Here is a 25827-nt window from a genome sequence, read left to right as displayed (position 1 = left end):
ACCGTCGAAGCTTCAAACAAGCTACTGTCGTAATTAAATACGCCCGCTATCTCTGAGCCGGTATCGGTAAAGTCAAAGCTTAAGTCAAAGTGTGATTCATCAACAGCATCTATGTGTAATTGCATTTCAAGATCAGAGAAATGATAACTATCTGGTAACGCCGCTTGCTGCGTACATTTCACTTGAAATAACGGATGAACACCTGAAATTCGCTCTGGTTTTAACGCATCAACCAACATATCAAACGGGACATTTTGATGCGTTTGACCTGCTAGAACAGTTGTACGAACTTGATGTAATAACGCAATAAAATCACTTGTCCAGTCTAACTTTGTTCGCAATACTTGGACATTCGTTAAATAGCCAATTAAGCCATGTGTTTCACTTTTCGTTCGATTAACAATAGGTGAACCAATACATAAATCACTTTGTCCGCTTAAACGAAATAACGTTAATTTGAATAATGCCAACAAGCCCATATACAAGGTGGCTTCACTTTGTTGTACAAGGTTTTTGATCTGCTGAGTTAACGTACCGCTAAAATAAAAATCATATGTTTGGTTAATTTTTTTTATTTGTGGCTGCCTTTTTCTATCGTACGGCAGTGGTAATGATGCGGGGCAATTAGCCAGTTGTGTTTGCCAATATGCTAACTGCTTAGTTAATTCTCCAGAGTCTAACCAGCTTTTTTGCCATACACTAAAATCAGCAAATTGAATTGGCAACTCGGGCAACGTAATAGGCTGTTCTGTCACCACAGCGCTATAAATAGCCATCAATTCATTTAGCATAATTGTTAACGACCAACCATCGGCAACGATATGATGTACATTTAACGCCAGCTGATGCTCATCATTAGATAATGAAATTAAACAAGCTTTAAAAGGCAATTCATTTTCGAGATCAAATGGCCGTTTAGCAAATTTTTCTGTTAGATTTTTTGCTTGATTTTCTGTAATTAAATCACTTGAGAAAAGGTGTTCAGACCAAGGCAACTCAAATTCATTTTGAATACATTGTTGTGCTTCATTATCATCAGATGCAATAAAACACGTTCTTAATATTTCATGACGTTCAAGTAATAGGGTTAAACTTTTTTTTATCGCCTTCTTATTTAACTCGCCCGATATTTTTAAGACACCCGACATATTATAAGCATTACTCGCTTGATCTAATTGCCATGTGACCCATAAGCTTCGTTGACCATACGATAAAGGAATTGTTTTTGTTGCATTACGCTTTGGAATACGCTGCTTGTTTAATGATTTTTTTTTACCTGATAAACGTTGAGCCAATAACTCTTTTTGCTTATCAGTTAAACCCGCTTTGCGCGCAATAACTGTGCTTTTATTGGTGTTATCCATTATGTACTCGTGTATTGAAAGGCTAAACAGTTGCGTCTTCGATTTCTTGAATCAACGTCAACTCAACTAAATTTGCCAGCTCAGCAATGGTTGGTGACGTTATAAAATCAGCTGGAGGAATGTTAATATCAAATGTCTCTTCCAGTGCAGCAAGTACACGAAGAGCTAAAAGCGAGTTACCACCCACCATAAAGAAGTGGCTAGTTGGACTTAGTGTTAAATCAGAATTTTCAAGAATATCGCACCAAATATTAGCAATCGCTTGCTGTAATTCATTTTCAATTTCAACAATAGGTTTATTGATTAATTGTGTATTAGTATCAGCGTGTATTGTGCCAAATTGATAGCTAGCATAGCTGTCAAGCGTATTGTCTTGCCAACCATTGCGACAAGCAGAGCGCTGAAGTTTGCCACTTGATGTTTTAGGTAATGCTGCTCGATTTAATAAAATAGCAACCGATAAAGGCTCTTGGTATTGTTCAGCAATGACATAGGCTAATTGTTCAAACATCAACTCAGCTGGCATGCTTTTTTGTAACCTAACCGGAACTTCCATCGCTAAACCAATGCCTTCTGTACCATCAGGTTTCGTGACAGAAAATGCCGCAACGCGCCCTTTTCTTACAAAATCACAAGTATCCTCAACGATTTTTTCAATGTCTTGAGGATAAACGTTATAACCTCTCAAGATAATAAGATCCTTTACACGACCAGTAATATATAACTGTTGTTGGTATATAAACCCTAAATCACCCGAGCGAAGCCAGCGTTGACCGTTATATTCAATATAAGTATCTGCTGTTGCTTTATCATTCTGCCAATAACCAACCGCTACGCTGGGCCCTGAAATCCAAATTTCACCTATGGTACTTTCTGCTAAGCGTGTAAAGTTTTCATTCGAATCACCAGACATAATTATTGTTTGATGGTTTTTTGCGGTATAACCACAAGAGACTAGCTTTTTACCATCGCTTTTTGGCGTGACTGTATGTTTTGCTATGTCATCTGGACAAAATTGCGTTGCCACCATGCCTTTTCCTGCCACACTTCCTGAAACATATAAGGTTGCTTCAGCTAAGCCATAACAAGGGAATATTGCTTCAGCAGAAAGGCCAGCCCTAGAAAGCGTTTCCGAAAATAATTCAAGAGTATCGTGTCGAATAGGTTCAGCACCTGAAAAAGCAACACGCCAGCAAGATAGATCTAATTCAGTTAGCTGGCTTTCTTTAATTCTTTCAAGGCATAAACGGTAGGCAAAGTCAGGGCCGCCACTGACCGTACCTCTATAACGAGAAATCGTTTCTAACCAACGAATAGGTCTTTGTAAAAAGAAGTTTGGACTCATTAAGATAACAGGAACCCCAACAAAAATGGGTTGTAAGAGCCCCCCCATAAGCCCCATATCATGATACAAGGGTAACCAACTAACTGCGATATCGTGTTCAGCGGCAGCAAAGCCTGTTTTTGCCGCTAATCCATTGGCTAATAAGTTACCATGACTCACCATGACCCCTTTAGGAGCTGACGTTGAGCCAGAGGTATATTGTAAAAATGCAATGCTGTCAGTATTAGGATTATAAGGACACCACTGCTCAGCTAATTCATCATTAACATCATCTACTGCAATTGATGCAATTTTGCTAAGCAATAAAGCATTATTACCAAACATTGTTAAAAAGTGATTGGTAGTCAACAAGCATGCCGGTGTCGCATCTTCAGCAATTAAAAGTAAACGAGCCAAGTGCTTTTCTTTCATTGACTCTGGAGGGAATACAGGCACTGCAATAATACCCGCGTATAAACAGGCCAAAAACGAGATAACATAATGCTCGTCGTTATCATGAAGAATTAACGCTCGGTCACCTACCGTAAATTGTTTTTGTAATACACTGGCGAGTGCTAACACTTTCACTTCTAATTGCTGATAACTAAAATGGCTATCCCCATCAGCCTTTACCGTCACTAATCCCGTATCGTTTGGTCGAACACTGACTAAATACTGTAAGCATTCCACCATATTATTGGCATGTTGATCAGGCGTATCAAATCCATGTGTCACATTGATTTTATGATTATCAAGCTGATTTAAAATAGCATTCATTGCGATTTCCATTTACATATAAATTAATTATTACTATTGATATTTATAATGATTGATTACAGTTGCTGTTCTAAATTTCCATGAGAACCAGCCATCGCAACAACGACTTTACGAGGACCTTCAAAAGGGGTACGGCCATGCGCTACTAGCATGTTATCAAGCATAACAACATCACCGTCTTGCCACGGAAATAGCACCGTTTCTTGGGCCAGTACTTGGCGTACTTCGTCAAATACCTCATCACTAATGACACTGCCATCAGCATAATAAACATTACGAGGCATCTCTTCTAAATCAAGCATGCCTTCTAGAGACTCTCTGACCTCTGGCTGCAAATTACTTATATGAAATAAATGCGCTTGGTTAAACCACAGTTTCTCACCTGTTTGATAATGAGTTTCAATACCTTGGCATAATTGAGAGGTACGTAGGCCATCATCTTCTGTCCACTCAAATTGAATTTGAGTGCGGCGACAGTACGCTTCTACTTCAGCAGGGTTCTCTGTATTAAATACCTGCTGCCAAGGCAAATCAAAATCACCATAGTTACGGACATATAACAGCCCTTTTTCAAATTGGTTACGAATAGATAATGGCATGCGGTTATAAATAGCGCGGCTATCCGCAATAGGTGTTTCACCACCTACTTTTGATGCAGTAACACAATGAAACCAAATTCTTTTTGCCCACTCTCGCGTGTAGGCTTGTTCATTATGCAAAGGAATATGTTGATGAGCAGGATAAGATGTAGAGGTATAAACACCTTTAGACACTGCTGAGCGTGGTGTTGAACCAAATTCATAATTCAGTAGTGGATCACCAAAAGAGGCAGCAAAGCTTTTAAAATCGGCTATTTCAGGTACTGAAAATCCACGTAATAGAACACCACCAACCGTAGTAATTAAGCCCTCAATATCTACTTGAAGTCGCTGAAATGCCTCATGCAATGTTTCACCTGTGAACTTAGGTGTTATTAATACGGGAAGATCTGAGCCTTGAGGAGCTATGCGCCCTGTTATTGTCATAATATTACCTAGAGAATACATATTATTTGTTAACGCTACGTACTAACGTCAGCAAAAACCTTAACGTTAATGACTAGCCATATATCTTTGAAATACATTTAAAACATCAGTACTTAAAACAAAATTTATCGTTAGTAGTATTTTTTTGAATATGAGCCTGAATTGTTATGTAACTTCTTTATCCGTTACTTGCTTGCTCATTCATCCATTGACGCAATGAAAGTGGGCGCATATCTGTCCAGTTTTTTTCTATATAATCAAGGCAGAACTGTTTATTTCCTTCAACTCCTACAGCTTTCCAACCACCAGGGATTGTTTTCCATTGGGGCCAAAGAGAGTATTGTTCTTCATGATTAATTAATACGGTAAATTGACCGTCTTCACGATCAAAGTAACTAGTTGCCATTGTCATTCCTTAATAAGTTAAATTAAGCTATGTAAATTAAACGATGAATATCACTTTGATATATTATTTATAAAGACGAAGGCATAAGCTAAAAATTTATAAAAATTATGATTTATTTAAAAATCAATTGAAAAGGTGAAAGGGGAACCCAACAAAGTTACCAACAAGGGTTATTGGTAACTCAACAACAAAAGAAAAATACCTGTTTATTTTTGTAAATCCTTACGACAAGTATCAACAGCAGCTTTAATTAAAAAATTAACCAATGTGGGTGAAATATCATATTTTAGTGCTATGTTTTTCTGGCTAAACTCCCCATAACGATATAATTCAAAAACTTCTCTTGTCCTAACAGGAAGTTTTGCTAATGAGTCATTAATAGCATTAAGTGAGCTTTGCTTATCTAATGCTTCTTCGGGGCTATTGGCTGTATCGGGGACTTCGGTATACATTGATGCATCACTAACAAATAGACTTTCTTTATTCAATTTTCGCTTATAGTCAATCGAGATGTTTTTTACCACTTGAAATAAATACCCTTCTGGTTTTTTTATATTCAATACTTTTTTTAAATCAAGTTGAGATAGACGAATAAAAGCATCTTGTAATACATCTTCAGCACGTTTAGGACAATGTAGAATTTTTTGACATCCCCATAATAACTCTTGTTTATTTTCATCAATCATTGCCGACCAATTAAATACAGAATCATTAAGATTTGGTGACACGATAATTCCTATGTAATAAAGTTATATTAATCAATATTATAAATAGCAATCATTACCATTTGCAACCTCATTATCATTGAATTCACCTGTTATATCTGTTTCAAAATGGTGTTGCTCCACCGCCAGCAAAACCAATTAACACACCCGCCTGCGCTAACATACGTAAAGCCGCTTGGGTGATCGATGTGCCATTACACAATAAAATTACAGTTGTATTGGCAATGGGAACATTGAAATACTAATTTTCTTTTTTCGCTTCTGTTAAATACAGTACTCGCCCATCTTTTTGCATTACGCGGCAATATTCTAAGTAATACAAATTTGCGCGCTTAGAATGCAAAATAGTTTTTAAATCTGATGGGGATAAATCTTTCATTCCAGCGTCCTTCTTTTTGAATAACCTCAGACTACTTTGTTATTCTTTTCGTACAACCCCTGAAAAATAAACAGGTAACTTTATTACCCTATTTACTTGCTGCCATTTACGTTATTGAACAGCCACTGTGTTACCTCTGCTGCATTGGCTACCACTAAAGGTTGCTTTTCCGCTTTGTCTGCTTGAGAGATATCTATTTGCATTTCTTGTAATAGATAGCGCACCAAAGAACGCATTGTTTATGGAGAAACCCGTCGTGTAGGCAAACGGGTTGAAGTAGGAATGAAGTGTTTTAAGCTAGTGTTGTAAATTAGGTTTTGAGGATACAAAGCCCTGTATCGAGTAAGGTATTGCTTTCCTTGTTTACGAGTAACACTAAATTGCTGAGCTAGATTAGATGCATTAACTCCCCCTTCCCAGAACCCAAGTAGCTCGATGATCCAGTAGTATTTGTTATTTTTCCATTCCTGCAAAAGTTCATCCCTGACTTTTTAACTAGCTAGTTTATTCATATACAATGAATAATTTCATAAAAGTCGTCAATAATTTATTTATCAAATAACCTAAATTTCAATGCAGAGCATGTTAAAGTTTGACTAATTCAATCTTTACTTTTTTATGTAGCCCCATGACATCTGCAGCCCCTCTTTTTTGGCGAAATCCCGCGCTTCCCTATGTTGAACTAAGGCAGGTATTAGACGGCCGCAATGTAACCTATTCCCCTCATTTTCATAATGAATGGTCTGTTGGTGCTATTTTAACTGGGAACAGTGAATTTGTTTGTGCAAATAGGCTTTATACAGTAAAGCGTGGCACACTGGTTATGATGAATCCACATGTTGTACATGCGTGTAATCCACTGAAACATTCACCATGGGGTTATTACATGATGCACATTGATACGGCATGGCTAGCGTCGTTATTAAAAAAGACAGGAATCAGACAATACAAACACTGGCAAGACACTCAACTTGATACCTTATCAGTTCCTTCTTTATATCTGTCTTTTGTAAATACTTGCAACGACTTAATATCTGAGGCCTATTCTACACAACATAAAAGTCACAAACTTGAATCTTGCTTAACATCACTTGTTAAGTATGTTGACAAGAATAAAGCTGAACAAAGCACTGTGAAGCCTTTAAGTAATGTGTACAAAATAGCTCAATACCTAAACGAGCACTGTTTAGACAATACTTCTATTAGTGAAATAAGTTCAAAATTTGGTTTAAGTGTGGGGTATTTTAATAGACTCTTTAAACAATCGTTCAATATGACTCCACATGCCTATCGATTAAACTGCAGACTTCACCTAAGCCAAGATGCATTAAAATCGGGTGAAACTATTGTTGATACTGCACATACAATGGGGTTTAGCGACCAAGCCCATTTTCAACGTGTATTTAAAGAGCGCGTTGCCGCGACCCCAAATCAATATCGACGTAATCATTGATATAAAGCTTCACACTATTATCATGAAACAGCTTAATACCAACAATATCGCTAACACTTTATTCATTGTTCTTATTTTATTAGGTTTTTGGAAATAGTGGCCTAACACCAAACCTCCCATTACCCATATGGTTAACGACAACCAACAAATCGGTAAATACACTCCTGCAAATAAAAAAACGTCGGTGGTTTTAGCTTGCGGAATATACGCGGAAATCCCCGACATCGACGCAACCCATGCTTTTGGATTGAGCCATTGCATAATGGCTCCCGTGAAAAATTTAGGTTCAGTGCTTTTAGTGCGATCCTTTATTTCGCCTGTATCAACATATAACTGATAACTTAAATACAGCAGGAAACCTATACCCAGCCACTGAATGCCTTGAGTGAGCCAAGGTAACTCCGCTATAAAATAGTGTAAACCTAAGCCAATAATTAAAAATAGCAGTACAAAGCCTAAGGTTGCACCAGTAACAAATATTAACCCACTTTTAACGCCATAACGCGCTGTTGCACTAAGGGATACTAAATTGACGGGTCCTGGTGAAATAGACGCTGCAAGCGCAAATAACGCCATACTGATTGTTGTAGAAAAAAACATTATAAACGTATTTCATGAATGACTAATCTGTTCATCATCCCTATAACGATTATGGAAATATTGAATAAAACTGACTTTATTTATATGTACTGCGTTGGTACTTATTATATTTATGCCCAAGGTGATTAAAAAACGCTCTTCCATAGCATGATACTTGTGAGTTGCATCTTCTATAAAGATTCGAATTTAAGATTTAAATAGATCCACTTAACTCTGTTAACCGTTGTTATAAATGCACATTCACTGTAACAACGTTTTTATAGCGTAAATAATATATTCAGCTATTTATTTGTAAGAAAAATTTTCTGATAGAAACAGTTGTTTGTCTCCTGAAATTTATTGATAATAACTATCACAAGAGAGTCGTTTTACATTCCTTACATTGCGTACGGCGATATATCAAGCGCTGTAAAATGCATCATGGAAAGCAAGAACACACATACTATGGAATTTTACTTTTCCGCCTACTGCTGTGTTGTATGAACACACGTCATAAGTAAGATTTAGTTTTAAATTGGTCCTAACAAAATGCTGGCAAAGAAAATAAAAATATGAAATATACAACGTTTAACCAGAACAGTATTAACACACTTGCTGAACCCATGTTTTTTGGTAACCCCGTAAACGTGGCGCGATATGACCAACAAAAACACCCTATTTTTGAGAAGTTGATTGAAAAACAAATTAGTTTTTTCTGGCGTCCTGAAGAAGTTGACGTGTCTCGTGACCGCGTTGATTTTCAAAAGCTTACAGCCCCTGAAAAGCATATTTTCATTTCAAATTTAAAATACCAAACCTTGCTCGACTCAATCCAAGGGCGCAGTCCGAATATTGCGATGCTGCCTATTGTTTCTTTACCTGAATTAGAAACCTGGATTGAAACCTGGTCATTTTACGAAACCATTCACTCTCGTTCATATACTCACATTCTTAGAAATTTATTCTCTGATCCCAGTGAAATTTTTGAAGACATCGTTGTTAATGAAGAAATCAAGCGAAGAGCAACCGATATCTCTCGCTATTATGATGATCTGATATTTGCCACTCAACTTTGGCAAACACAAGGTGTTGGTACACATACAGTAAACGGTGAAGTTCACGTTATTTCGTTGCGCGAGTTAAAGAAAAAGCTGTATTTGTGCATGAACTCAGTAAACGCGTTGGAAGCCATTCGTTTTTATGTTTCTTTTGCCTGTACCTTTGCGTTTGCAGAACGAAAGTTAATGGAAGGTAATTCTAAAATTATTCGTTTGATTGCCCGCGACGAAAACCTTCACTTGTCGTCAACGCAGCACATATTAAATTTATGGGCAAAAGGAAAAGACGACCCTGAAATGGCAGAAATTGCAGAAGAATGCCATGAAGAAGCCAAAGCTATTTTCTTAAAAGCCGTTGAGCAAGAAAAGGAATGGGCTGAGTATTTGTTTGCGTCGGGTTCAATGATTGGATTAAACAAAGATATTCTTTGCCAGTACGTAGAATATATCGCGAATCAACGTATGTCGGCCATTGGCATGGGCAAGCCTTTTGATATTAGCAGTAATCCTTTACCGTGGATGAACAATCACTTGAACTCAGACAACGTACAAGTTGCTCCTCAGGAATCAGAGATTAGTTCATATCTAGTAGGGCAAATTGACTCTGCCGTTGGTGAAGATGACTTTGAAGATTTCGAACTGTAATCAGTGCTAGCTGATTAATGAGTAATACCGAAAAAGGTATCCAGATCACTCTTATTGATACGGATACCTTACCTTCTTTACCTAATAAAACCTTATTAGAGTCCATCGAAGCTAAAAATATCGAAGTTCCCTATCATTGCAGAGATGGTTTCTGTGGTGCATGCAGGTGTAAGTTAATTAAAGGCGACGTAGATTATACGATAGACCCTTTGGCCTTTATTGATGACGACGAAGTGCTGCTTTGCTGTAGCGTGCCACTCACTGATGTAACACTAAAACTTGAATAAGTATTGATAAAACAAAAGAAGAACACACCGGCAAAGTTTAGAAACTTAAGGCAGCGCCGGTGTATTTATTTTATGTGGCTTAGATTGTATCTAGAGACACACCTAAACGTTGCGCCACTTCAATGTAGGTTTCAACAACACTACCTAAGCCTTGGCGGAAACGATCTTTATCCATTTTTTTACGGGTTTCTTTATCCCATAAGCGACAGCCGTCTGGTGTAAACTCATCACCTAACACTAGGTTTCCAGCAGCATCCACACCAAATTCGAGTTTGTAGTCCACTAAAATCAAACCCGCTTTATCAAACAAGTCTTTTAGAATACCGTTCACTTCGAATGTGGCTTTTTTCATTGCCGCAATTTGTGCTTCTGTGGCCCAACCGAAAGATGCAATGTGGTAGTCGTTTATCATTGGATCGTGTAGCGCATCGTTTTTAAGGAAAAATTCAAACACAGGCGGAGCTAAATCTTTACCTTCTTCAACCCCTAAGCGCTTTACTAACGAACCCGCAGCAACATTTCTAACAACACATTCAACTGGGATCATGTCCAGCTTTTTAACCAACGATTCGGTATCAGAAAGCAGTTTTTCAACTTGAGTAGAAACACCGGCTTCTTCCAACTTAGTCATAATAAAGTGATTAAACTTGTTATTCACTTCACCTTTGCGATCGAGTTGCTCAATTTTTTCACCATCGAATGCTGAAGTGTCATTTCGAAATTCAAGTACAAGAAAATCTTCGTTGTCGGTAAAATAAACGGTTTTAGCTTTACCGCGATACAACTCTTGTTGTTTTTGCATAATGTCTTCCAATTAAACGTATTCCAATTAAACGTCTTACAATTAAATATCTAAGTTGTTTTTCGACATTGTGTCAGCGAAAGGCTCAAATAAGTCAGTGACTTGATTAACCTCGAAAGGTTCGCTGTCTTCGGTCAGGAAAGTAACCACTGTTTTCTCATTTTGAGGTACAACTTTTAAGCGGTAATCTCCAACATCAAGTAGTTTCTTCTTAAAAGAAAGTAAATTAGACCACCAACCTGTACCTGGCCCATTGTAAGAAACAAAAACAAGGCCATTTGATTTGTCTAAATCTTTAACATCGAACCCTAAATCTCTGAGTACTAGTTGAAGTCTTGGCCAGGTTATATCGTAAATACCATCAATAACAAATGCGGGCTCGCCATCAGCATCAAAACCTAACTCGGTATCTAGACCTTGTTTAATTTGACGACGAACTTGTGTTACTTTAACACCTTGTTGGAATTCGTAATGAGCGATAACTTGATTCAGTACATCCACTTCTTCTGTTCTGGCTATAACATCTTCGCGAGTTTCAACTATGCTGTCGTTGATTGATTTCGCGTAGTCTTTCAATTTGACGCTAAGTTCTGCAGTACGCCCATGGGGTTCCATGACGAGATCAAATTCGAACACCCTACCCACTTCACTTTTTTTATCAACAATCGTGTACCACTTGCCTGGAATTGTTTCTGTAGTTAGCATCCAATCAGTTAATAATACGCCTTTGTCTTCATCGAAGGATGCAACACTGACATCATTTTTGTCTAAATAATTTAGCAGCGTATTCCAAATACTTTGATTTAGTGCTTCACTGTCATTTACTTGGTCAAATTTTACTTTTGCGCTTTTACTTCCCTCTTCAATGTAGCTGCCTGCAACAATAGGCACAACTAAAGAAGGAGAAGCAACAACTAGCTTTTTGCCAACATGGTTTTTAGGTGCATTAGAGCCTAATTTCGGTAATTCAAATTCACCAGTAAAATTCGGATTGTCTAACTCTTCGGGAACTTTAATAGGTTCAACCGCTTCAGCCTCAATGTAATCGAAACTCCCCGAGGCTTGTTTACTTTTTTCTACGCTACTGCATCCAACCCCTGCAGTTAATGCCGCACCCAGAATTACACAGAATTTAATATTCATTGCGTTCTCTTATTCTTATTTTGTTAAGCCATATTCGATAAGTATGTCTTCGAGTACTTTTTTACTAGCAAGTTCCGGTAAAACCATAGGAAGTCGTAACATAGCCGACTTCATTATTTGCATTTTGTACAAAGCCCACTTAGGCATAACAGGATTAGGCTCAATAAATAATGCATGGTGCAATTTTTCGATAGATGCATCGATACGACGGCAAGCCTCAAAATCATTGTTTAATGCACTTTTACACATTTCGGCCATTGCTTTAGGCACAATATTGGCCGTAACAGAAATGACGCCATGGCCGCCTGCTTCAAGGAATTCACAACTAGAGCCGTCATCGCCACTTAACAATACAAAATCGTCAGGTACCAATGCTTGTGTTTGCTTTAATCTTTGAATGTCCCCTGTAGCGTCTTTCAAGCCAACGATATTGGGGTGTTTTGCAAGCTGAGCTACAGTTGCTGGTAACATGTCTGCAACTGTGCGCCCTGGCACATTGTATAATAAGACAGGTTTAGACGTTGCGTCAGCGACGGCTTCAAAATGCGCAACCATACCTGCTTGTTGAGGCTTGTTGTAATAAGGAACAACACTTAAAAAGCCATCTACACCTAATGCTTCCATTTGTTCGGTTAAAAATACGGCTTCAGATGTGGAGTTTGCACCACTTCCTGCAATAACAGGAATACGTCCAGCTACAATATCAACAGTACTTTTAACAACGTCGACATGCTCTTTAAAGGGCAGTGTTGCAGACTCCCCTGTGGTTCCCACAGACACAATACCGTCGGTTTTATTTTCAACGTGAAATTCGATACAAGCTTCCAAATCTTGATAATCAACATTTCCTTGTTCATCCATGGGCGTAACAAGCGCCACATAACTGCCTTTAAACATAATAACTCCGATAAAACTGAGCGCACATGGTAATTATGTCGGTGCTTAAACACAAGTAATCTCCCCACTGGTTTGCTAAAAAAAAGCAGATTTTGCTGATAAATGTTAAAAGTTACCCATTTCCTGATACTTCTCGCTGAATAATGGACGAATTTGCATTAAAATCTTTGCCATTAATTTAGAAAGATTCCCAAAACTGGTATTCAGTAATCAACTAAAAAGAGACTCAATGAACACATTAAACGCCGGCGATAAAGCGCCTAATTTCACATTACTTGACGAAAACTCAAACGCGGTATCCCTAGAACAATTTTCAGGCAAAAAAGTATTAGTCTATTTTTACCCAAAAGCCATGACACCAGGGTGCACAGTACAAGCCCAGTGTTTACGAGACAGCAAAGCTCAATTAGACGAACATAACCTTGTGGTGTTGGGAATTAGTCCTGATCCTGTGAAGCGTTTGCCTAAGTTCATTGAAAAAGAACAATTGAATTTCACTTTACTGTCGGATGAAGATCATGCAGTAGCCGATGCATTTGGTGTGTGGGGCTTGAAAAAGTTTATGGGTAAAGAATACGACGGGATTCACCGCATATCATTTTTAATCAATGAAAGTGGTGAAATAGAAACTGTGTTCAAAAAGTTTAAAACGAAAACCCACCACGATGTGGTGTTAGATTATCTGAATAGTTAAAATAATAATCAGCGGAAAACACACGTTTTCCGCTGATTGCTACATTAATTATCTTTTAGTTCAGCAGATGATTCACTGCTCCATGCGGTAATTAGTGCTTTTACTAATGTAGCCAGTGGAATCGCAAAAAACACGCCCCAAAAGCCCCATAACCCACCAAAAAACAGCACAGCAACAATAATATAAAGCGGATGCAAACTCACTGCTTCAGAAAACAAAATGGGTACGAGTAAATTTCCATCCAGAGCTTGAATAATGCCGTACGCAAACATTAAGTAACCAAACTGCGGTGAAATTCCCCATTGAAACAAGGCGACCATGGCCACAGGTATTGTCACAACTGCAGCGCCAATGTAAGGAATTAAAACAGACAGTCCTACCAAGGCGCCAAGTAACATTGCATAGCGCAAATCCATTAATGCAAAAGTAATGTAAGACACTCCCCCTACAATAAAAATTTCTATGACTTTGCCGCGAATATAGTTGGCAATTTGTCCATTCATTTCATTGCCTACTTGCGCAATCAAACGCCGTTCATTGGGCAATAACGACGACACAGCATTAAGAAAAAAGTCTTTGTCTTTCAACATGAAAAACACCATTAACGGCACTAAAATCATGTATATCAATAAGGCAGCAACATTGCCCAGTGTATTAAATGATACAGCGATAAGTGATTCCCCTAACACTGAGGCTTTTTCATTCAAACTATCAATAAAATCGGCAACCTGAGTCACGTTGATGTAACTAGGGTATTTTTCAGGTAATGTTCTTATCCATTCTTGCGCTGATGTAGCAATTTGCGGCATTTCTTGTAGCAGGTTTACACTTTGTTTAGAGATAACAGGCAAAAAGCCAACTAATGTCACTATAACAAAGGAGACAAAGAGCATCAGCACAATGGCTGTGGCCAGCGTTCTATTTACGCCCACTTTTTGCAATCTAACAACAGGCCAATCTAAAAGGTAGGCAATGACAGCTGACACAATGACTGGCATCATCATTTCGCCCCAAAAGACTAAGGCAATAGAGCTAACAAGGATAAGTAGCAGTAACATGACTGCATCGGGGTCTGAAAATTTTCGTTGATACCAACGCTGAAATACGTCTAGCACTTCATTACCTTAAACAAAATTACAAAAGAATTGATAAGATAGCAGAAAATAATCACTATTTAATGAAACTGATCGTAACTTTATGCACTCTTATATAATAATGCATACGTAACATTAATTTTTTAGTTACTCACGAGACGAAGTAAACAAACTTGAAACAAACAGTATACCGATTTATCAAATATGTATCTGCCAGTGCGGTTCTAGCTCTGGTATTGAGCTCTGTTGCTATGTCGCAAACAAGCGATAAGAACGCTTTACCTGATATAGGTGTGGTCGCATCAGATGCCATTACATTAGACAAAGAAGTGATTATAGGTGACGCGTTAATGCGTCAACTTCGGGGGCAGTCGCCTATTGTTCAAGATCCAGTGTTACAGCAATACATTCAAGATTTAGGTAATCGACTGGTTTTACACGCTAATAATACCAACTTCCCCTTCGAGTTTTTTATCATTAATAATAACGCCATCAATGCCTTCGCATTTTTTGGTGGTCACGTTGGCATGCACACAGGCCTTATAGCCAGAGCCGACAGCGAAAGTGAAATTGCCTCTGTATTGGCTCATGAAATAGCCCACGTTACCCAGCGCCATATCGCGCGAAGAATTCAAGCTCAATCTCGTACATCGCCCTTGGCCATTGCTTCTCTTATTGGTGGAATATTGCTCGCTATTGCCGATCCTCAAGCAGGGATTGCTGCAATACAGGCATCATCTGCTGCACAAGCTCAATTTGGTATTAACTACACTCGAAGTAATGAACAAGAAGCTGATAGAGTGGGTATTTCGTTGTTGTCCCGTGCGGGGTTTGACCCTAGAGGTGCAGATTCTTTCTTTTCTAAACTTGCTGCAGCATCAAGACTTGTGTCTAAGCCGCCAGAAAGACTGTTAACTCACCCATTAACAGAAAATAGAATTGCAGATGCACGAGCGAGACTTGTGTCGCTTCCAAAACGAAATTTGCCACCTAGCCTTTCCTTTCATTTAGCGAAAACACGCATTTTGGCTCGTTATTCTTTTAACGAAGATTACAGCTTAGATTATTTTGAAAATGCCTACACGAAAGGTTCGGGTATATACAATGAAGCAGCGCGTTATGGCTATGCCATGGCGCTGTTGCGCAATGATAAAGCCAAACAAGCACAACCTATTATTGCAGCGTTATTAAAACGTAGACCGAATAACCATTTCTACTTAGACACCATGACCGATGTGCTGTTAGCGCAAGAAAAAAGCCAAGATGCGATAAAACTACTGAATTCAAAATACCGTCAGTCGTCTAGTAATGTGGTCATCGCCCTTAATTTAGCTAATGCCTATTTAAATGCAGGGAATAATAAGCAAGCAATACAGGTACTGCGAGATTACTTATTATTAGATAAAGACAATTATTTGGCATATCAACTGCTTGCCGATGCATATCAAGAAAATGGCAATAAAGGATTAATGCATCAATCAAATGCAGAGTTTTTTGCTCTCATTGGCGGCTATGAAAGAGCGATTGATGAACTTCAATTTGCCTATAATTTCAGTAAAAACGATCATTTAACCAAACAGAAAATTAGAGCTAGAATTCAGCAACTTAGAAATAAAGTAAAATCATTACAGTCACTTTGACTCTAGTTTAATTTCCTTATAAGGCAGCAATACATGGCCAAGATTCAAATAGTCCACAACCCTAGATGCTCTAAAAGTCGCCAAACATTAGCATTGTTAACTGACAAACAAATAGAACATGAAGTGTTACTTTATTTAAAATCGCCTTTAAATCTTGCGACATTAGAAGAAATAAAGCTTGCTTTAGGTGTTTCGTCGTTTAAAGACATGATGCGTACAAAAGAGGCATTATATAAGGAATTAGCCCTGAATGATGCGTCAGAAGAAAAGTTAGGTGAAGCCCTGTTAGAGCACCCTAAATTAATTGAACGCCCTATTGTTGTAGTTCGTTCAGATAAGCATATTCACGCGCGAATAGGCCGTCCTCCAGAACAGGTTTTGGATATTTTACCGTGAAAAAAGTATTGGTTTTATACTACTCAGTGCACGGTGCAACTAAGATGCTTGCCCAGGCTATCGCCACGGGTATCGAAATGGAAGGCGCAGAAGCCATTTTACGTACCGTACCACCGGTATCGAACCAATGTGAAGCCGTTATTGACGCTATCCCCAAAGACGGCCCCCCCTATGTTACAAAAACGGACTTACAAAATTGCGACGGGTTAGTTTTAGGTAGTCCAACTCGATTTGGTAACATGGCAGCACCACTTAAATATTTTATTGATAGTACCAGCGATCTTTGGCTATCTGCCAGCCTAGCAGGTAAACCCGCAAGTGTATTTACGTCATCTTCCAGTATGCACGGCGGGCAAGAATCAACCTTACTGTCTATGATGGTTCCTTTACTTCACCATGGTATGATCATTAGTGGTGTGCCATACAGTGTTCCCGAATTACACAACACCCAATCTGGTGGCACGCCCTATGGCGCAACCCATGTTAGCCACGATAACAGCCGTTTAACTGACAGTGAAAAAGCCATAGCTATTGCCCAAGGAAAGCGTATGGTACAGCTTGTTTCTAAGCTGTAGCGCTTATTCCTAAAATGCACATTTTCACTTCCATTCCCATGGCCAGACGAACATTACAAGTGCGTTATTTAGCATTGTATAGTCATGTGCTTTTGCTCATTTTTATTGGAATATGGCAGTTTTACATAATTGAAAACCAGCCTTATTCTTTTACATTCATTCTTTTCATCTATCTTTTCCCGCTATGCTTGCCATTATGGGGAGTAATTAGAGGAAAGCCCTACACCCACGCTTGGGCGAGTTTTGTGGTATTGTTTTATTTCATCCATAGTGTCACTGTGTTGTATGTAGAGCCTGAACAAGGTGTTTACGCCCTAGCTGAATTAACCCTTAGCATCACGATGTTTACAGGAACATGCCTGTTCGCTCGACTTCGCGGGAGAGAATGCGGCTTAGGTTTAAATAAACTAAAAGACGTGATGGCCGAAGAAAAAAGCCATTTTGAAAGAAAATACTAGAGTATATTCATAGCCCAAGAATAATTAGCTATTCAATTAAGCTAATCTAAAAGCTTCTTTAATAACGGAACGGTAATTTTCCGTTTAGACTGCAAGGATAAAGCATCTATCTCTTCAAGTTTCGTCATTAATGCAGGTAAATGCCGATTGGTATGAGACATTAAGAAGTTACATGCCGCATCACTGAACGACAGCCCTTGCAACTGCGCCCTTAGCATTACAATTTGTTTGCGAACCTCGTCATTGGGCTCGTGTAACTTAAAAGTGATCCCCCAATTTAAGCGAGAAACCAAATCAGGCAAATGAAACTCACTATGATTGGGTAAATCATTTAGAGAAAACAAAAGATGAATTTTTTCACCGCCACCAATGCGCTCATTAACCTTATTAATTAAGTCAAATATCGCTCGTTCCCACAGTTTATTACCCGCTACATTACTCACATTATCAAGACATATAATGTCTTGATGTTCGATGCTTTCAAGCATAAGAGGATCGATAGATTCCAGTGAATCCAAATTCAAATAGGCACAAGACAATCCAAGCTGATCAGCTAAGTTGCACACAGCATAAATGAGGTGACTTTTTCCAGTACCTTCAACGCCACATAACAAGGTTAGCGCCGAACCAACACGAACATCTCGTTCACTCAATGACTTCAAATGAGCGATAACATCTTGATGTTCTGGGCTGTAGTAACTTTCAAATGTTTGATTAATAGGTAATGAAACGGGTAACGCGAGCTGCAAATTCTATCCTTGCCAAAAATAATTAAGCTGTAAAATATCTGAAGGCGTGAGAGCTTCTTCCCCACCCTCTATTTCTGTTAAACGTTGATCAAGTGCAATAGTATTATTCAAATCAACCAAAGAACCTATAAGCGAAACAGAAAAGGTTGCTATATGACCGTCTACTTTTTGCAAAGATGCACCTTGCACTACAGTTAAGTCATTCAAATAGCTGTTTAATTCAAAAACATCACTCAACGAACTTACGTTTGACACTGTCAACAATGGTTTTACAGTACTCGCTTCATTGGGTGTAATTGCAAATTTTTGTCCCAATAAGTTTGCATATTCATCGACTAACTGATGAACTAATTCATCTTCGTTGGTACCAAAAAAACGTCCCGACAATATTTCATTTTGATTTTCAATAGTCCACTCAAGAGCAATAGAAGCATCGTCAGGTATGGCAACCATAGGGCCAAGCACTCTTTGTGTTTGCTTGCTATCGCTAGGTTGTAAACTATTGTTTTCGCGTTTAATTTCTTCTTCGTTCAACGCTTGTTCTAACGTAAGTTCATCTCTTGCAAAGCCTCTTAATCGTCTATGAGGAGGTGAATACTCAGCACCCGCTTTTTCACTCTGAGACTCTACTCCAAGCTGTGCTTTTAACAGGTTAGTGTCTATTAGCCTAGCGGCAATTGTATAATCTGTTCCGTAACGACTAGACGCATTACTAATAATTGGCATAAATCGCGCCCACACGTCGGTTTCTGTCACATTTAATCTATCGTCCAAATCCATAATAGGAAATAACATATCCACGCCCCTAGACGCCGAGGCTGCACTTATTTTATCCCGCAAAGGTGAATTGTCGTTTTCAGACACAACTAAAACATCATTTTGTTTTTTAGAAGCTAGCCACACAATTGCATCAGGCCTTCGCGGCCCCCAAATTGGAAGTTGTTCTTGACGAATCAACAACTCAATTTTTTTTCTATCAAAAATCGCTTTATAGCGTTGATGGTCTCCATCGAGATAATATTCATATGAGAGAATGTAGTCTCGAGCACTTCGCAGTGCTTTTTTTATACCATTTGTGGATAAACTGTCTTTGGTTCCTGTCATTTTTACAATAACTTGCTTTAACGCTTCTTGTTGTTCACGTTTGTTCTTAGCAACAATGACGTCACCTTGATTTACGTTCACAAAACTGGCGCTATGTACTGGTATTGCTATCGCAAAGCACAAACACAACGTTAAATAAAAGCGGCTAAACTCTGACAATATTTTACCTTAAATGACAGTTTAGAGATTCAATATGGCTATTGTCCGATATTTATTACTAAATTTCACCCTTTGTGAAGTTGGATTAAATGTTTAGCGCTGTTAAAATTACTTCCCTATCAAAGTAATTTCTCGAGTGAACCGTGAGCCAAAACACAAAGCCCTTAAGTTACAAAGATTCAGGTGTTGATATTGACGCTGGAAATAAGTTGGTTGAAAACATCAAGCATGTTACCAAAAAGACCCATAGACCTGAGGTTAAAGGCGGGTTAGGAGGTTTTGGTGCATTGTGCGCAATTCCTGAGAAATATAAATCTCCGCTTCTTGTATCTGGTACTGATGGCGTAGGCACTAAACTGAGACTTGCTATTGACTGCAACGCTCACCAAGGCGTGGGTATTGATTTGGTTGCCATGTGCGTAAACGATCTTATCGTACAAGGCGCTGAGCCTCTCTTTTTCCTAGACTATTACGCAACAGGAAAATTAGACGTAGACACGGCAACTGACGTAGTAACTGGTATTGGTAAAGGCTGTGAATTATCAGCCTGCGCTTTAATTGGTGGTGAAACCGCTGAAATGCCAGGTATGTACGAAGGTGCTGATTACGATTTAGCAGGATTTTGCGTGGGTGTTGTTGAAAAAGACAACCTTATCGACGGCCAGTCTGTTAGCGCAGGCCAAACGATTATTGCATTAGGCTCTTCTGGCCCTCATTCAAATGGCTACTCCCTCGTTCGCAAGGTCATTGAAGTAAGCGGCGCTTCGTTAAGCGATGAGGTGGAAGGTAAACCACTTTCAGAACACTTACTTGAACCCACTCGCATTTATGTAAAACCAGTATTGTCGCTACTAGAAAGTGTAAAAGTACACGCAATTTCACACATAACTGGCGGCGGTTTTTGGGAAAACATTCCTCGCGTATTACCTGAAAATGTGCAAGCCGTTATTAATGAAAGTAGCTGGCAGTGGCCTTCAATCTTTAATTGGTTACAGCAAAACGGGAATATCACAACCCACGAAATGTACAGAACATTTAACTGTGGTGTTGGCATGATCTTAGTTGTTGACGACAGCGACGCAGAACGCGCAGTAGCTCTGTTAAATGAACAAGGTGAAAATGCCTGGGTTATTGGCAAAACTGCTGATGACCAAGCTGAACCCGTAATCATTAAGTGATCCAATGAAAAATATTGTTGTTCTGGTATCTGGTAATGGGTCAAACCTTCAGGCAATTATTGATGCTGTAGAAGCAAAAACAATTGCCGGTAAAATTACTAAAGTAATTTCTAATAGGCCAAATGCTTTTGGACTCACAAGAGCTGAAAACCATGGAATTAATGGGGTTTGCTTAGATCATAAAGAATACGCTGATCGCACAGCTTATGATGCAGAACTGCTTGCATGTATTAACCCTAAAGATACAGACTTAGTGGTACTCGCAGGTTTTATGCGTATTTTAAGCCCAGAATTTGTCGCTGCATTTGAAGGGAAAATGTTGAACATTCACCCTTCTTTGTTGCCAAAGTACAAGGGCTTAAATACCCATCAGCGGGCGCTGGACAATAAAGATTCAAGTCATGGTCCTACGGTACATTTTGTCACAGCAGAGTTAGACGACGGCCCCGTTGTATTACAAAGTGAAATTCCAATTCTAGAAAATGAGTCTGCTGATGAACTTGCACAACGAGTGCAAGTTGAAGAACGGATGATTTACCCTAAAGTGGTAAAATGGTTTTGCGAAGGAAGGCTTAAAATGGAAGGAAACAAAGCAATACTCGACAATCAATGTTTGCCTGTTAATGGACACAAAGATGCATAAACGAATTCGCGGCAACAGGCTGAAAAGCGTATTTATGTTGAGCTTGATGCTAGTCTCATCATTATGCACAGCAGATACTGCTATGTTGTCGCAATTCAAAGCTGAATACACAGCTTATAAATGGGGAGACCCACTGGGCAAAGCCACGATGGCGTTGACTAAACTAGAAGACGGGCAGTATTCATTAGATTATACATCTGATGTATCTAAGTTCTTCCTTTCAGACAAACGCAGCGAAAAGTCTATTTTTTCATTTATAGATGGGCATTTTACTCCTCATAAATATCACTATTCCCGCACTGGAACAGGTAATAAACAATCCCTCGACGTAAAATTCGACGCTAATACCCAAAAAATTGAAATTTTGAAAAATAAAGACAGCTATCAACTAGATTGGCAAGGTGAAACCGATAACCAGTTGTATAGATTGATGTTGTCATTAGGCTTAGCCAATAGCAAAAAAGTATTCGATGTTGATTTTATTAATTATCGAGGCGACAAGAAACATTACAACATTGCCATAGAACAAACCGAAAAGGTAGACTTACCCTATGGCTCAATCAACGCAATTAAAGTAAAGATTAATCGTACTTCAAGCTCCCGAGAAACGTTCGCATGGTTTGCGCCAGAACTAGATTATCAGCTTGTTCGTCTGCAGCAATTTAAAGATGAAAAAGAACAAGGTGACATTAAACTGTCTAAATACACCCTACTCCCTACGCTTTAATTTATAACTCATAGCTTGATTTTTTCCCGCCACCACACTACCGTATAACTCTATCTGGTCTGACCTTATATTAAGGCGTATGAATGAGTTCCTTTGTTTGGTTTTTAATTATTACCTCCGTTCTAGTTGTCAGTAGTTACCGACGATGTTCGTTAGCCAATACAACTTGGTTTACTGCTATAGCCTTGTTTATTGGCATGATTATGGGAGATATTGGTTTTTTCAGTTGGCTATTATTTGCCGTTGTTTTTATCCCACTCAACATTACCTCAGTACGCCAAAATTACCTTACTCGACCCATCTTAGATTTCTATAAAAAAGTCATGCCCGATATGTCGAGCACAGAAAAAGAAGCTATTGACGCAGGAACCGTATGGTGGGACGGAGAAATATTCTCTGGTAACCCTGATTGGCAAAAGCTTCACAGCATTGCTAAGCCACGTCTGACCCAGGAAGAACAAGCATTTTTAGACGGTCCGGTAAACCAAGTCTGCAGCATGGTAGATGAATGGCAAATTCACCACAAAGACGCAGATTTATCACCAGAGATTTGGGCTTATTTAAAAGAGCATAAGTTTTTTGCAATGATTATAAAGCGTCAATACGGTGGATTAGCGTTTTCCGCTTTCGCACAATCTAGGGTGCTACAAAAATTAGCCGGCTGTAATACGGTTTTATCTAGTACAGTAGGCGTGCCTAATTCTTTAGGCCCGGGTGAACTTTTACAACACTACGGCACCAAGGAACAACAAGACTACTACCTGCCACGTCTTGCTAACGCTGAAGAAATTCCTTGTTTTGCATTGACCAGCCCAGAAGCTGGGTCTGATGCGGGTGCGATACCTGACACAGGTGTTGTCTGTGAAGGCGAGTTTAACGGCGAAACTGTGTTGGGTATGCGCCTTAACTTCGATAAACGCTATATAACCCTTGCTCCAGTAGCCACCGTTGTTGGCCTTGCTTTTAAACTGTATGACCCTGATGGGCTTATTGGCAATCAAAAAGAACTAGGTATTACCTGTGCGTTGATCCCAAGCGACACTGAAAACCTTGATATTGGTCGTCGTCATTTTCCGTTGAACACCCCGTTTCACAACGGCCCTATTCGCGGTAAAGACATATTTGTTCCTCTTGATTACATTATTGGAGGAAAAGACATGGCCGGTAAAGGCTGGCGCATGCTGATGGAATGCTTATCTGTAGGTCGCTGCATTACGCTACCTTCAACCTCAGCTGGATGTGCAAAATCGATTGCCCTCGCAACGGGTGCCTATGCTCGAATTCGCCGTCAGTTCCGTTTACCCATTGGTAAAATGGAAGGGGTAGAAGAAATGTTAGCCCGTATAGGTGGCAATGCTTACATGATGGATGCAGTCACACGTTTGTCTACCAATGGCGTTGATTTAGGCCAGAAACCTTCAGTGATATCCGCAATTTGCAAATATCATTTAACAGAAAGATCAAGAAGCCTTATTAACGACGCTATGGATGTCCATGGCGGGAAAGGCATTATGTTAGGCCCCAATAATTATTTGGGGCGCGCATACCAAGGTACGCCCATCTCTATTACAGTTGAAGGCGCAAACATTCTCACCCGTAATATGATGATATTTGGTCAAGGTGCGATGCGTTGTCATCCATTTGTGTTAGACGAACTGGTCGCTGCAAATATAGCTGACAAAAAAGAGCAATTAAATGCATTTGATAAAGCGGTCTTTGGTCATATCGGATTTGCGATTTCAAATGGCTTAAGATCATTATGGTTTGCATTCACAAATGGCAAATTTGCCAAAGCACCTTTCGCCGATAGCACTGCGCGCTACTACCAAACCGCGCAAGGCTACAGCGCTAACTTGGCTCTGCTCACCGATGTCGCTATGGGAGTTTTAGGCGGTGACTTAAAGCGTCGTGAGCGAATTTCAGCTCGATTAGGCGATATTTTAAGTCATTTGTATTTAGTCAGCGCTGCGCTGAAACGCTTTGATGAAGACGGGCGTTTACACGAAGATGCTCCCCTTATGCATTGGGCTATACAAGATTCGTTTTATCAATTGGAAACATCACTGTTAGGCTTTTTCGACAACTTCCCTAACAAGGCATTAGGAAGAGCATTAGGTTTATTGATTATGCCTTTTGGTAGACGCTTTAAACGCCCTTCAGATAAATTAGAACACACGATTTCTCGCATGCTACAAACCCCGTCTACAGCGCGTACAAGACTTGGCGATGGGCAGTACTTAACAAGAGAAAGCGGCAATTTACATGGTGATCTAGAGCAAACCTTAGATGACATTATTGCCTGTGAACCTATTTTTGAACGTATTTGTAAAGAGAAAAACGAAAAACTGCCGTTTACTCAGCTCGAAAGTTTAGCTGAGGAGGCCTTGAAGAATGAATGGATTACCGAAGCTGAAGCTACATTACTAAAACAAGCTGAAGCAGGACGTTTACGTACCATCAATGTCGATGATTTTGAGCACAAAGAGCTAATATCTCAGCATTAATATATTACGTAAATTGAATCCTGTTATCTAGCGCGCGCTAGTGCATACAGTGCGCGCTTTTCGTCTTCTGTTGTAAAGCTTTGTTCTACTCCATTAATTTGGATTTGTGACAACGCCTTTTTGTTTAATCCAATAACTTCAGCTGCGACTTTGTATTCATGTTGAATGTCGATTGCCGATACACCCGGATCATCTGTACTTAAGGTGACGGCAATTCCCCTTGATAAAAACGTTTTGAGCGGATGTTGAGCGGTATTTTCTACCGTACCTGTTTGAAAATTTGACGTTGGGCAGGCTTCAATACCAATATGGTGCTTTGCTAAATAGTCCATTAGCTTATTGTCGCGAATGGCCGCAACGCCATGCCCAATGCGCTGAGCCCCTAATAAATTAATGGCATCCCAAATACTTTCTGGCCCAGCGGCTTCTCCTGCGTGTACCGTAATATTCCATCCCACATCTCGAGCTTGGGCAAATAAAGCTCTAAACTGTTCAGCAGGAAAATTAAGTTCATCTCCTGCTAAATCTAACCCACAAAGACTGTCTTTATGACTAAGTAATGCTGCCAACTCTTTTGCGCAAGATTGCACGCCAAATGTACGGCTTAATATACCAATAAGCTGGCAACGCACGGGAAAGTTTTTTGTACCTTGATTGATACCGTCAATCACCGCGTCGACCACATCAACTGTAGGCAAATTGTGGGTTCTGGCCATATATAAAGGTGAAAAGCGCAATTCCACATAATCAAGGCCTTCATTAAAGGCATCTTCTACATTTTCATAGGCTACTCGCCGACAATCATCCAAGGTGGCCAACATCCCAATCCCCGTATCTAACTTTTCTAGAAAGGCGAGTAAATCGCTGGTTTTGTCTTTGATATACACTAAATCAGCAACGTCTTTTGGGGATTTAGCGCCAATTGCAAGGCCATTTTTTTGAGATAATTCCCAAATTGTATTTGGCCGAATATTCCCATCGAGGTGTCGATGAAGTTCAGTAAGGGGCAAGGACGCATTTAACATGAAAAAAACCAAGATCA

Annotated in this window: 27 protein-coding genes and 1 pseudogene; 12 read left to right on the top strand and 16 right to left on the bottom strand. The window is 39.3% G+C overall.

Annotated features, from left to right (window positions below; translation table 11 throughout):
• The 8 genes and pseudogenes from J3L16_RS07805 to J3L16_RS07770 all read right to left on the bottom strand — a co-directional run.
• Nucleotides 1–1364 (bottom strand): condensation domain-containing protein (locus J3L16_RS07805; RefSeq protein ID WP_242698732.1); only part of this gene is annotated, 1364 nt, incomplete at its 3' end.
• A 22-nt stretch (nucleotides 1365–1386) separates the two neighbouring features.
• Entirely contained in the window at nucleotides 1387–3465 is a 2079-nt protein-coding gene (locus J3L16_RS07800; protein WP_207612330.1) for an AMP-binding protein, read from the bottom strand.
• Nucleotides 3466–3521: 56 nt separating this feature from the next.
• Nucleotides 3522–4490: a TauD/TfdA family dioxygenase gene (locus J3L16_RS07795; RefSeq protein WP_207612329.1), complete on the bottom strand. Its 969-nt coding sequence runs from the start codon at nucleotides 4488–4490 to the stop codon at nucleotides 3522–3524.
• A gap of 178 nt (nucleotides 4491–4668) precedes the next feature.
• Nucleotides 4669–4896, bottom strand: a complete 228-nt coding sequence (locus J3L16_RS07790; protein WP_207612328.1) for an MbtH family protein — start codon at nucleotides 4894–4896, stop codon at nucleotides 4669–4671.
• A 206-nt stretch (nucleotides 4897–5102) separates the two neighbouring features.
• The gene (locus tag J3L16_RS07785) at nucleotides 5103–5624 is read right to left on the bottom strand and encodes a sigma-70 family RNA polymerase sigma factor (RefSeq protein WP_207612327.1); all 522 of its coding nucleotides are present in this window, start codon (nucleotides 5622–5624) and stop codon (nucleotides 5103–5105) included.
• Between the two features lie 106 nt (nucleotides 5625–5730).
• Nucleotides 5731–6000: pseudogene (locus J3L16_RS07780) on the bottom strand (subtype I-F CRISPR-associated endonuclease Cas1); the annotation flags it as partial.
• Between the two features lie 92 nt (nucleotides 6001–6092).
• Entirely contained in the window at nucleotides 6093–6236 is a 144-nt protein-coding gene (locus J3L16_RS07775) for a hypothetical protein (RefSeq protein ID WP_207612326.1), read from the bottom strand.
• A gap of 3 nt (nucleotides 6237–6239) precedes the next feature.
• Nucleotides 6240–6473 carry a hypothetical protein gene (locus J3L16_RS07770; RefSeq protein WP_207612325.1) on the bottom strand — a complete coding sequence of 78 codons (234 nt, stop codon included), beginning with the start codon at nucleotides 6471–6473 and terminating at the stop codon, nucleotides 6240–6242.
• Between the two features lie 155 nt (nucleotides 6474–6628).
• On the opposite strand from J3L16_RS07770, the gene J3L16_RS07765 reads away from it, so the two are divergent.
• A complete protein-coding gene (locus J3L16_RS07765) occupies nucleotides 6629–7453 on the top strand; it encodes an AraC family transcriptional regulator (RefSeq protein ID WP_207612324.1) in 825 nt (274 codons plus the stop codon).
• A 9-nt stretch (nucleotides 7454–7462) separates the two neighbouring features.
• On the opposite strand, the gene J3L16_RS07760 is transcribed toward J3L16_RS07765, so the two are convergent.
• Nucleotides 7463–8029 carry a LysE family translocator gene (locus tag J3L16_RS07760; RefSeq protein ID WP_242698731.1) on the bottom strand — a complete coding sequence of 189 codons (567 nt, stop codon included), beginning with the start codon at nucleotides 8027–8029 and terminating at the stop codon, nucleotides 7463–7465.
• Nucleotides 8030–8604: 575 nt separating this feature from the next.
• Here J3L16_RS07760 and nrdB point away from each other — a divergent pair.
• Both nrdB and yfaE read left to right on the top strand, forming a co-directional pair.
• A complete protein-coding gene (gene nrdB, locus J3L16_RS07755) occupies nucleotides 8605–9735 on the top strand; it encodes a class Ia ribonucleoside-diphosphate reductase subunit beta (RefSeq protein WP_207612322.1) in 1131 nt (376 codons plus the stop codon).
• Nucleotides 9736–9752: 17 nt separating this feature from the next.
• Nucleotides 9753–10022, top strand: coding sequence for a class I ribonucleotide reductase maintenance protein YfaE (gene yfaE, locus J3L16_RS07750; RefSeq protein ID WP_207612321.1), 270 nt, complete (start codon nucleotides 9753–9755; stop codon nucleotides 10020–10022).
• Nucleotides 10023–10101: 79 nt separating this feature from the next.
• Here the strand turns inward: yfaE and purC are convergent, their stop codons facing one another.
• The 3 genes from purC to dapA are packed head-to-tail and all read right to left on the bottom strand — an operon-like array spanning nucleotide 10102 to nucleotide 12864.
• Entirely contained in the window at nucleotides 10102–10824 is a 723-nt protein-coding gene (gene purC / locus J3L16_RS07745; RefSeq protein ID WP_207612320.1) for a phosphoribosylaminoimidazolesuccinocarboxamide synthase, read from the bottom strand.
• Nucleotides 10825–10866: 42 nt separating this feature from the next.
• The gene (gene bamC, locus J3L16_RS07740) at nucleotides 10867–11967 is read right to left on the bottom strand and encodes an outer membrane protein assembly factor BamC (RefSeq protein WP_207612319.1); all 1101 of its coding nucleotides are present in this window, start codon (nucleotides 11965–11967) and stop codon (nucleotides 10867–10869) included.
• A 15-nt stretch (nucleotides 11968–11982) separates the two neighbouring features.
• Nucleotides 11983–12864 (bottom strand): 4-hydroxy-tetrahydrodipicolinate synthase, encoded by an 882-nt coding sequence (gene dapA, locus J3L16_RS07735; protein WP_207612318.1) that lies wholly within the window; start codon nucleotides 12862–12864, stop codon nucleotides 11983–11985.
• A gap of 229 nt (nucleotides 12865–13093) precedes the next feature.
• On the opposite strand from dapA, the gene bcp reads away from it, so the two are divergent.
• Complete coding sequence (bcp, locus tag J3L16_RS07730; protein WP_207612317.1) at nucleotides 13094–13558, top strand: thioredoxin-dependent thiol peroxidase; 465 nt, start codon at nucleotides 13094–13096, stop codon at nucleotides 13556–13558.
• Nucleotides 13559–13602: 44 nt separating this feature from the next.
• Here bcp and J3L16_RS07725 read toward each other — a convergent pair whose 3' ends face one another.
• Nucleotides 13603–14673 (bottom strand): AI-2E family transporter, encoded by a 1071-nt coding sequence (locus J3L16_RS07725; RefSeq protein WP_207612316.1) that lies wholly within the window; start codon nucleotides 14671–14673, stop codon nucleotides 13603–13605.
• 230 nt (nucleotides 14674–14903) lie between these two features.
• Between J3L16_RS07725 and J3L16_RS07720 the strand changes: the two genes are divergently transcribed.
• From J3L16_RS07720 to J3L16_RS07705, 4 genes are read left to right on the top strand one after another with little or no spacing between them, the layout of a single operon-like run.
• A complete protein-coding gene (locus J3L16_RS07720; protein WP_207612341.1) occupies nucleotides 14904–16292 on the top strand; it encodes a M48 family metalloprotease in 1389 nt (462 codons plus the stop codon).
• A gap of 33 nt (nucleotides 16293–16325) precedes the next feature.
• Nucleotides 16326–16688, top strand: a complete 363-nt coding sequence (gene arsC / locus J3L16_RS07715) for an arsenate reductase (glutaredoxin) (RefSeq protein ID WP_207612315.1) — start codon at nucleotides 16326–16328, stop codon at nucleotides 16686–16688.
• Nucleotides 16685–17263 (top strand): NAD(P)H:quinone oxidoreductase, encoded by a 579-nt coding sequence (gene wrbA, locus J3L16_RS07710; protein WP_207612314.1) that lies wholly within the window; start codon nucleotides 16685–16687, stop codon nucleotides 17261–17263. Before arsC ends, wrbA begins: the two co-directional genes overlap by 4 nt.
• 14 nt (nucleotides 17264–17277) lie before the next feature.
• Nucleotides 17278–17721 (top strand): DUF2069 domain-containing protein, encoded by a 444-nt coding sequence (locus tag J3L16_RS07705; protein WP_242698730.1) that lies wholly within the window; start codon nucleotides 17278–17280, stop codon nucleotides 17719–17721.
• A gap of 41 nt (nucleotides 17722–17762) precedes the next feature.
• Here the strand turns inward: J3L16_RS07705 and hda are convergent, their stop codons facing one another.
• Both hda and J3L16_RS07695 read right to left on the bottom strand, forming a co-directional pair.
• Nucleotides 17763–18470 carry a DnaA regulatory inactivator Hda gene (gene hda / locus J3L16_RS07700; RefSeq protein ID WP_207612313.1) on the bottom strand — a complete coding sequence of 236 codons (708 nt, stop codon included), beginning with the start codon at nucleotides 18468–18470 and terminating at the stop codon, nucleotides 17763–17765.
• A gap of 3 nt (nucleotides 18471–18473) precedes the next feature.
• Entirely contained in the window at nucleotides 18474–19655 is a 1182-nt protein-coding gene (locus J3L16_RS07695; RefSeq protein WP_207612312.1) for a DUF2066 domain-containing protein, read from the bottom strand.
• A 221-nt stretch (nucleotides 19656–19876) separates the two neighbouring features.
• Between J3L16_RS07695 and purM the strand changes: the two genes are divergently transcribed.
• From purM to fadE, 4 genes are all read left to right on the top strand, one after another.
• Nucleotides 19877–20911 carry a phosphoribosylformylglycinamidine cyclo-ligase gene (gene purM / locus J3L16_RS07690; RefSeq protein WP_207612311.1) on the top strand — a complete coding sequence of 345 codons (1035 nt, stop codon included), beginning with the start codon at nucleotides 19877–19879 and terminating at the stop codon, nucleotides 20909–20911.
• A gap of 4 nt (nucleotides 20912–20915) precedes the next feature.
• The gene (gene purN, locus J3L16_RS07685) at nucleotides 20916–21554 is read left to right on the top strand and encodes a phosphoribosylglycinamide formyltransferase (protein WP_207612310.1); all 639 of its coding nucleotides are present in this window, start codon (nucleotides 20916–20918) and stop codon (nucleotides 21552–21554) included.
• Entirely contained in the window at nucleotides 21547–22281 is a 735-nt protein-coding gene (locus J3L16_RS07680) for a DUF3108 domain-containing protein (protein ID WP_242698729.1), read from the top strand. Before purN ends, J3L16_RS07680 begins: the two co-directional genes overlap by 8 nt.
• 83 nt (nucleotides 22282–22364) lie before the next feature.
• Nucleotides 22365–24785: an acyl-CoA dehydrogenase FadE gene (fadE, locus tag J3L16_RS07675; RefSeq protein WP_207612309.1), complete on the top strand. Its 2421-nt coding sequence runs from the start codon at nucleotides 22365–22367 to the stop codon at nucleotides 24783–24785.
• A 23-nt stretch (nucleotides 24786–24808) separates the two neighbouring features.
• Here the strand turns inward: fadE and add are convergent, their stop codons facing one another.
• A complete protein-coding gene (gene add / locus J3L16_RS07670; protein ID WP_207612308.1) occupies nucleotides 24809–25810 on the bottom strand; it encodes an adenosine deaminase in 1002 nt (333 codons plus the stop codon).
• Nucleotides 25811–25827: the final 17 nt, after the last annotated feature.

It is taken from the genome of Alteromonas sp. 5E99-2 (genome assembly GCF_017368475.1).
Lineage (GTDB): Bacteria > Pseudomonadota > Gammaproteobacteria > Enterobacterales > Alteromonadaceae > Alteromonas_F.
This window is presented reverse-complemented; position numbering and strand designations above follow the sequence as displayed.

Bases quoted from the DNA above. Each gene is read 5' to 3' on its own strand.
- purC (WP_207612320.1), bottom strand. From the start codon at position 10,824: ATGCAAAAACAACAAGAGTTGTATCGCGGTAAAGCTAAAACCGTTTAT.
- fadE (WP_207612309.1), top strand. From the start codon at position 22,365: ATGAGTTCCTTTGTTTGGTTTTTAATTATTACCTCCGTTCTAGTTGTC.
- yfaE (WP_207612321.1), top strand. From the start codon at position 9,753: ATGAGTAATACCGAAAAAGGTATCCAGATCACTCTTATTGATACGGAT.
- bcp (WP_207612317.1), top strand. From the start codon at position 13,094: ATGAACACATTAAACGCCGGCGATAAAGCGCCTAATTTCACATTACTT.
- J3L16_RS07765 (WP_207612324.1), top strand. From the start codon at position 6,629: ATGACATCTGCAGCCCCTCTTTTTTGGCGAAATCCCGCGCTTCCCTAT.
- bamC (WP_207612319.1), bottom strand. From the start codon at position 11,967: ATGAATATTAAATTCTGTGTAATTCTGGGTGCGGCATTAACTGCAGGG.
- nrdB (WP_207612322.1), top strand. From the start codon at position 8,605: ATGAAATATACAACGTTTAACCAGAACAGTATTAACACACTTGCTGAA.
- arsC (WP_207612315.1), top strand. From the start codon at position 16,326: ATGGCCAAGATTCAAATAGTCCACAACCCTAGATGCTCTAAAAGTCGC.
- add (WP_207612308.1), bottom strand. From the start codon at position 25,810: ATGTTAAATGCGTCCTTGCCCCTTACTGAACTTCATCGACACCTCGAT.
- J3L16_RS07680 (WP_242698729.1), top strand. From the start codon at position 21,547: ATGCATAAACGAATTCGCGGCAACAGGCTGAAAAGCGTATTTATGTTG.
- J3L16_RS07790 (WP_207612328.1), bottom strand. From the start codon at position 4,896: ATGGCAACTAGTTACTTTGATCGTGAAGACGGTCAATTTACCGTATTA.
- J3L16_RS07720 (WP_207612341.1), top strand. From the start codon at position 14,904: ATGTCGCAAACAAGCGATAAGAACGCTTTACCTGATATAGGTGTGGTC.
- dapA (WP_207612318.1), bottom strand. From the start codon at position 12,864: ATGTTTAAAGGCAGTTATGTGGCGCTTGTTACGCCCATGGATGAACAA.
- purN (WP_207612310.1), top strand. From the start codon at position 20,916: ATGAAAAATATTGTTGTTCTGGTATCTGGTAATGGGTCAAACCTTCAG.
- J3L16_RS07775 (WP_207612326.1), bottom strand. From the start codon at position 6,236: ATGCGTTCTTTGGTGCGCTATCTATTACAAGAAATGCAAATAGATATC.
- J3L16_RS07800 (WP_207612330.1), bottom strand. From the start codon at position 3,465: ATGAATGCTATTTTAAATCAGCTTGATAATCATAAAATCAATGTGACA.
- J3L16_RS07760 (WP_242698731.1), bottom strand. From the start codon at position 8,029: ATGGCGTTATTTGCGCTTGCAGCGTCTATTTCACCAGGACCCGTCAAT.
- J3L16_RS07705 (WP_242698730.1), top strand. From the start codon at position 17,278: ATGCACATTTTCACTTCCATTCCCATGGCCAGACGAACATTACAAGTG.
- J3L16_RS07795 (WP_207612329.1), bottom strand. From the start codon at position 4,490: ATGACAATAACAGGGCGCATAGCTCCTCAAGGCTCAGATCTTCCCGTA.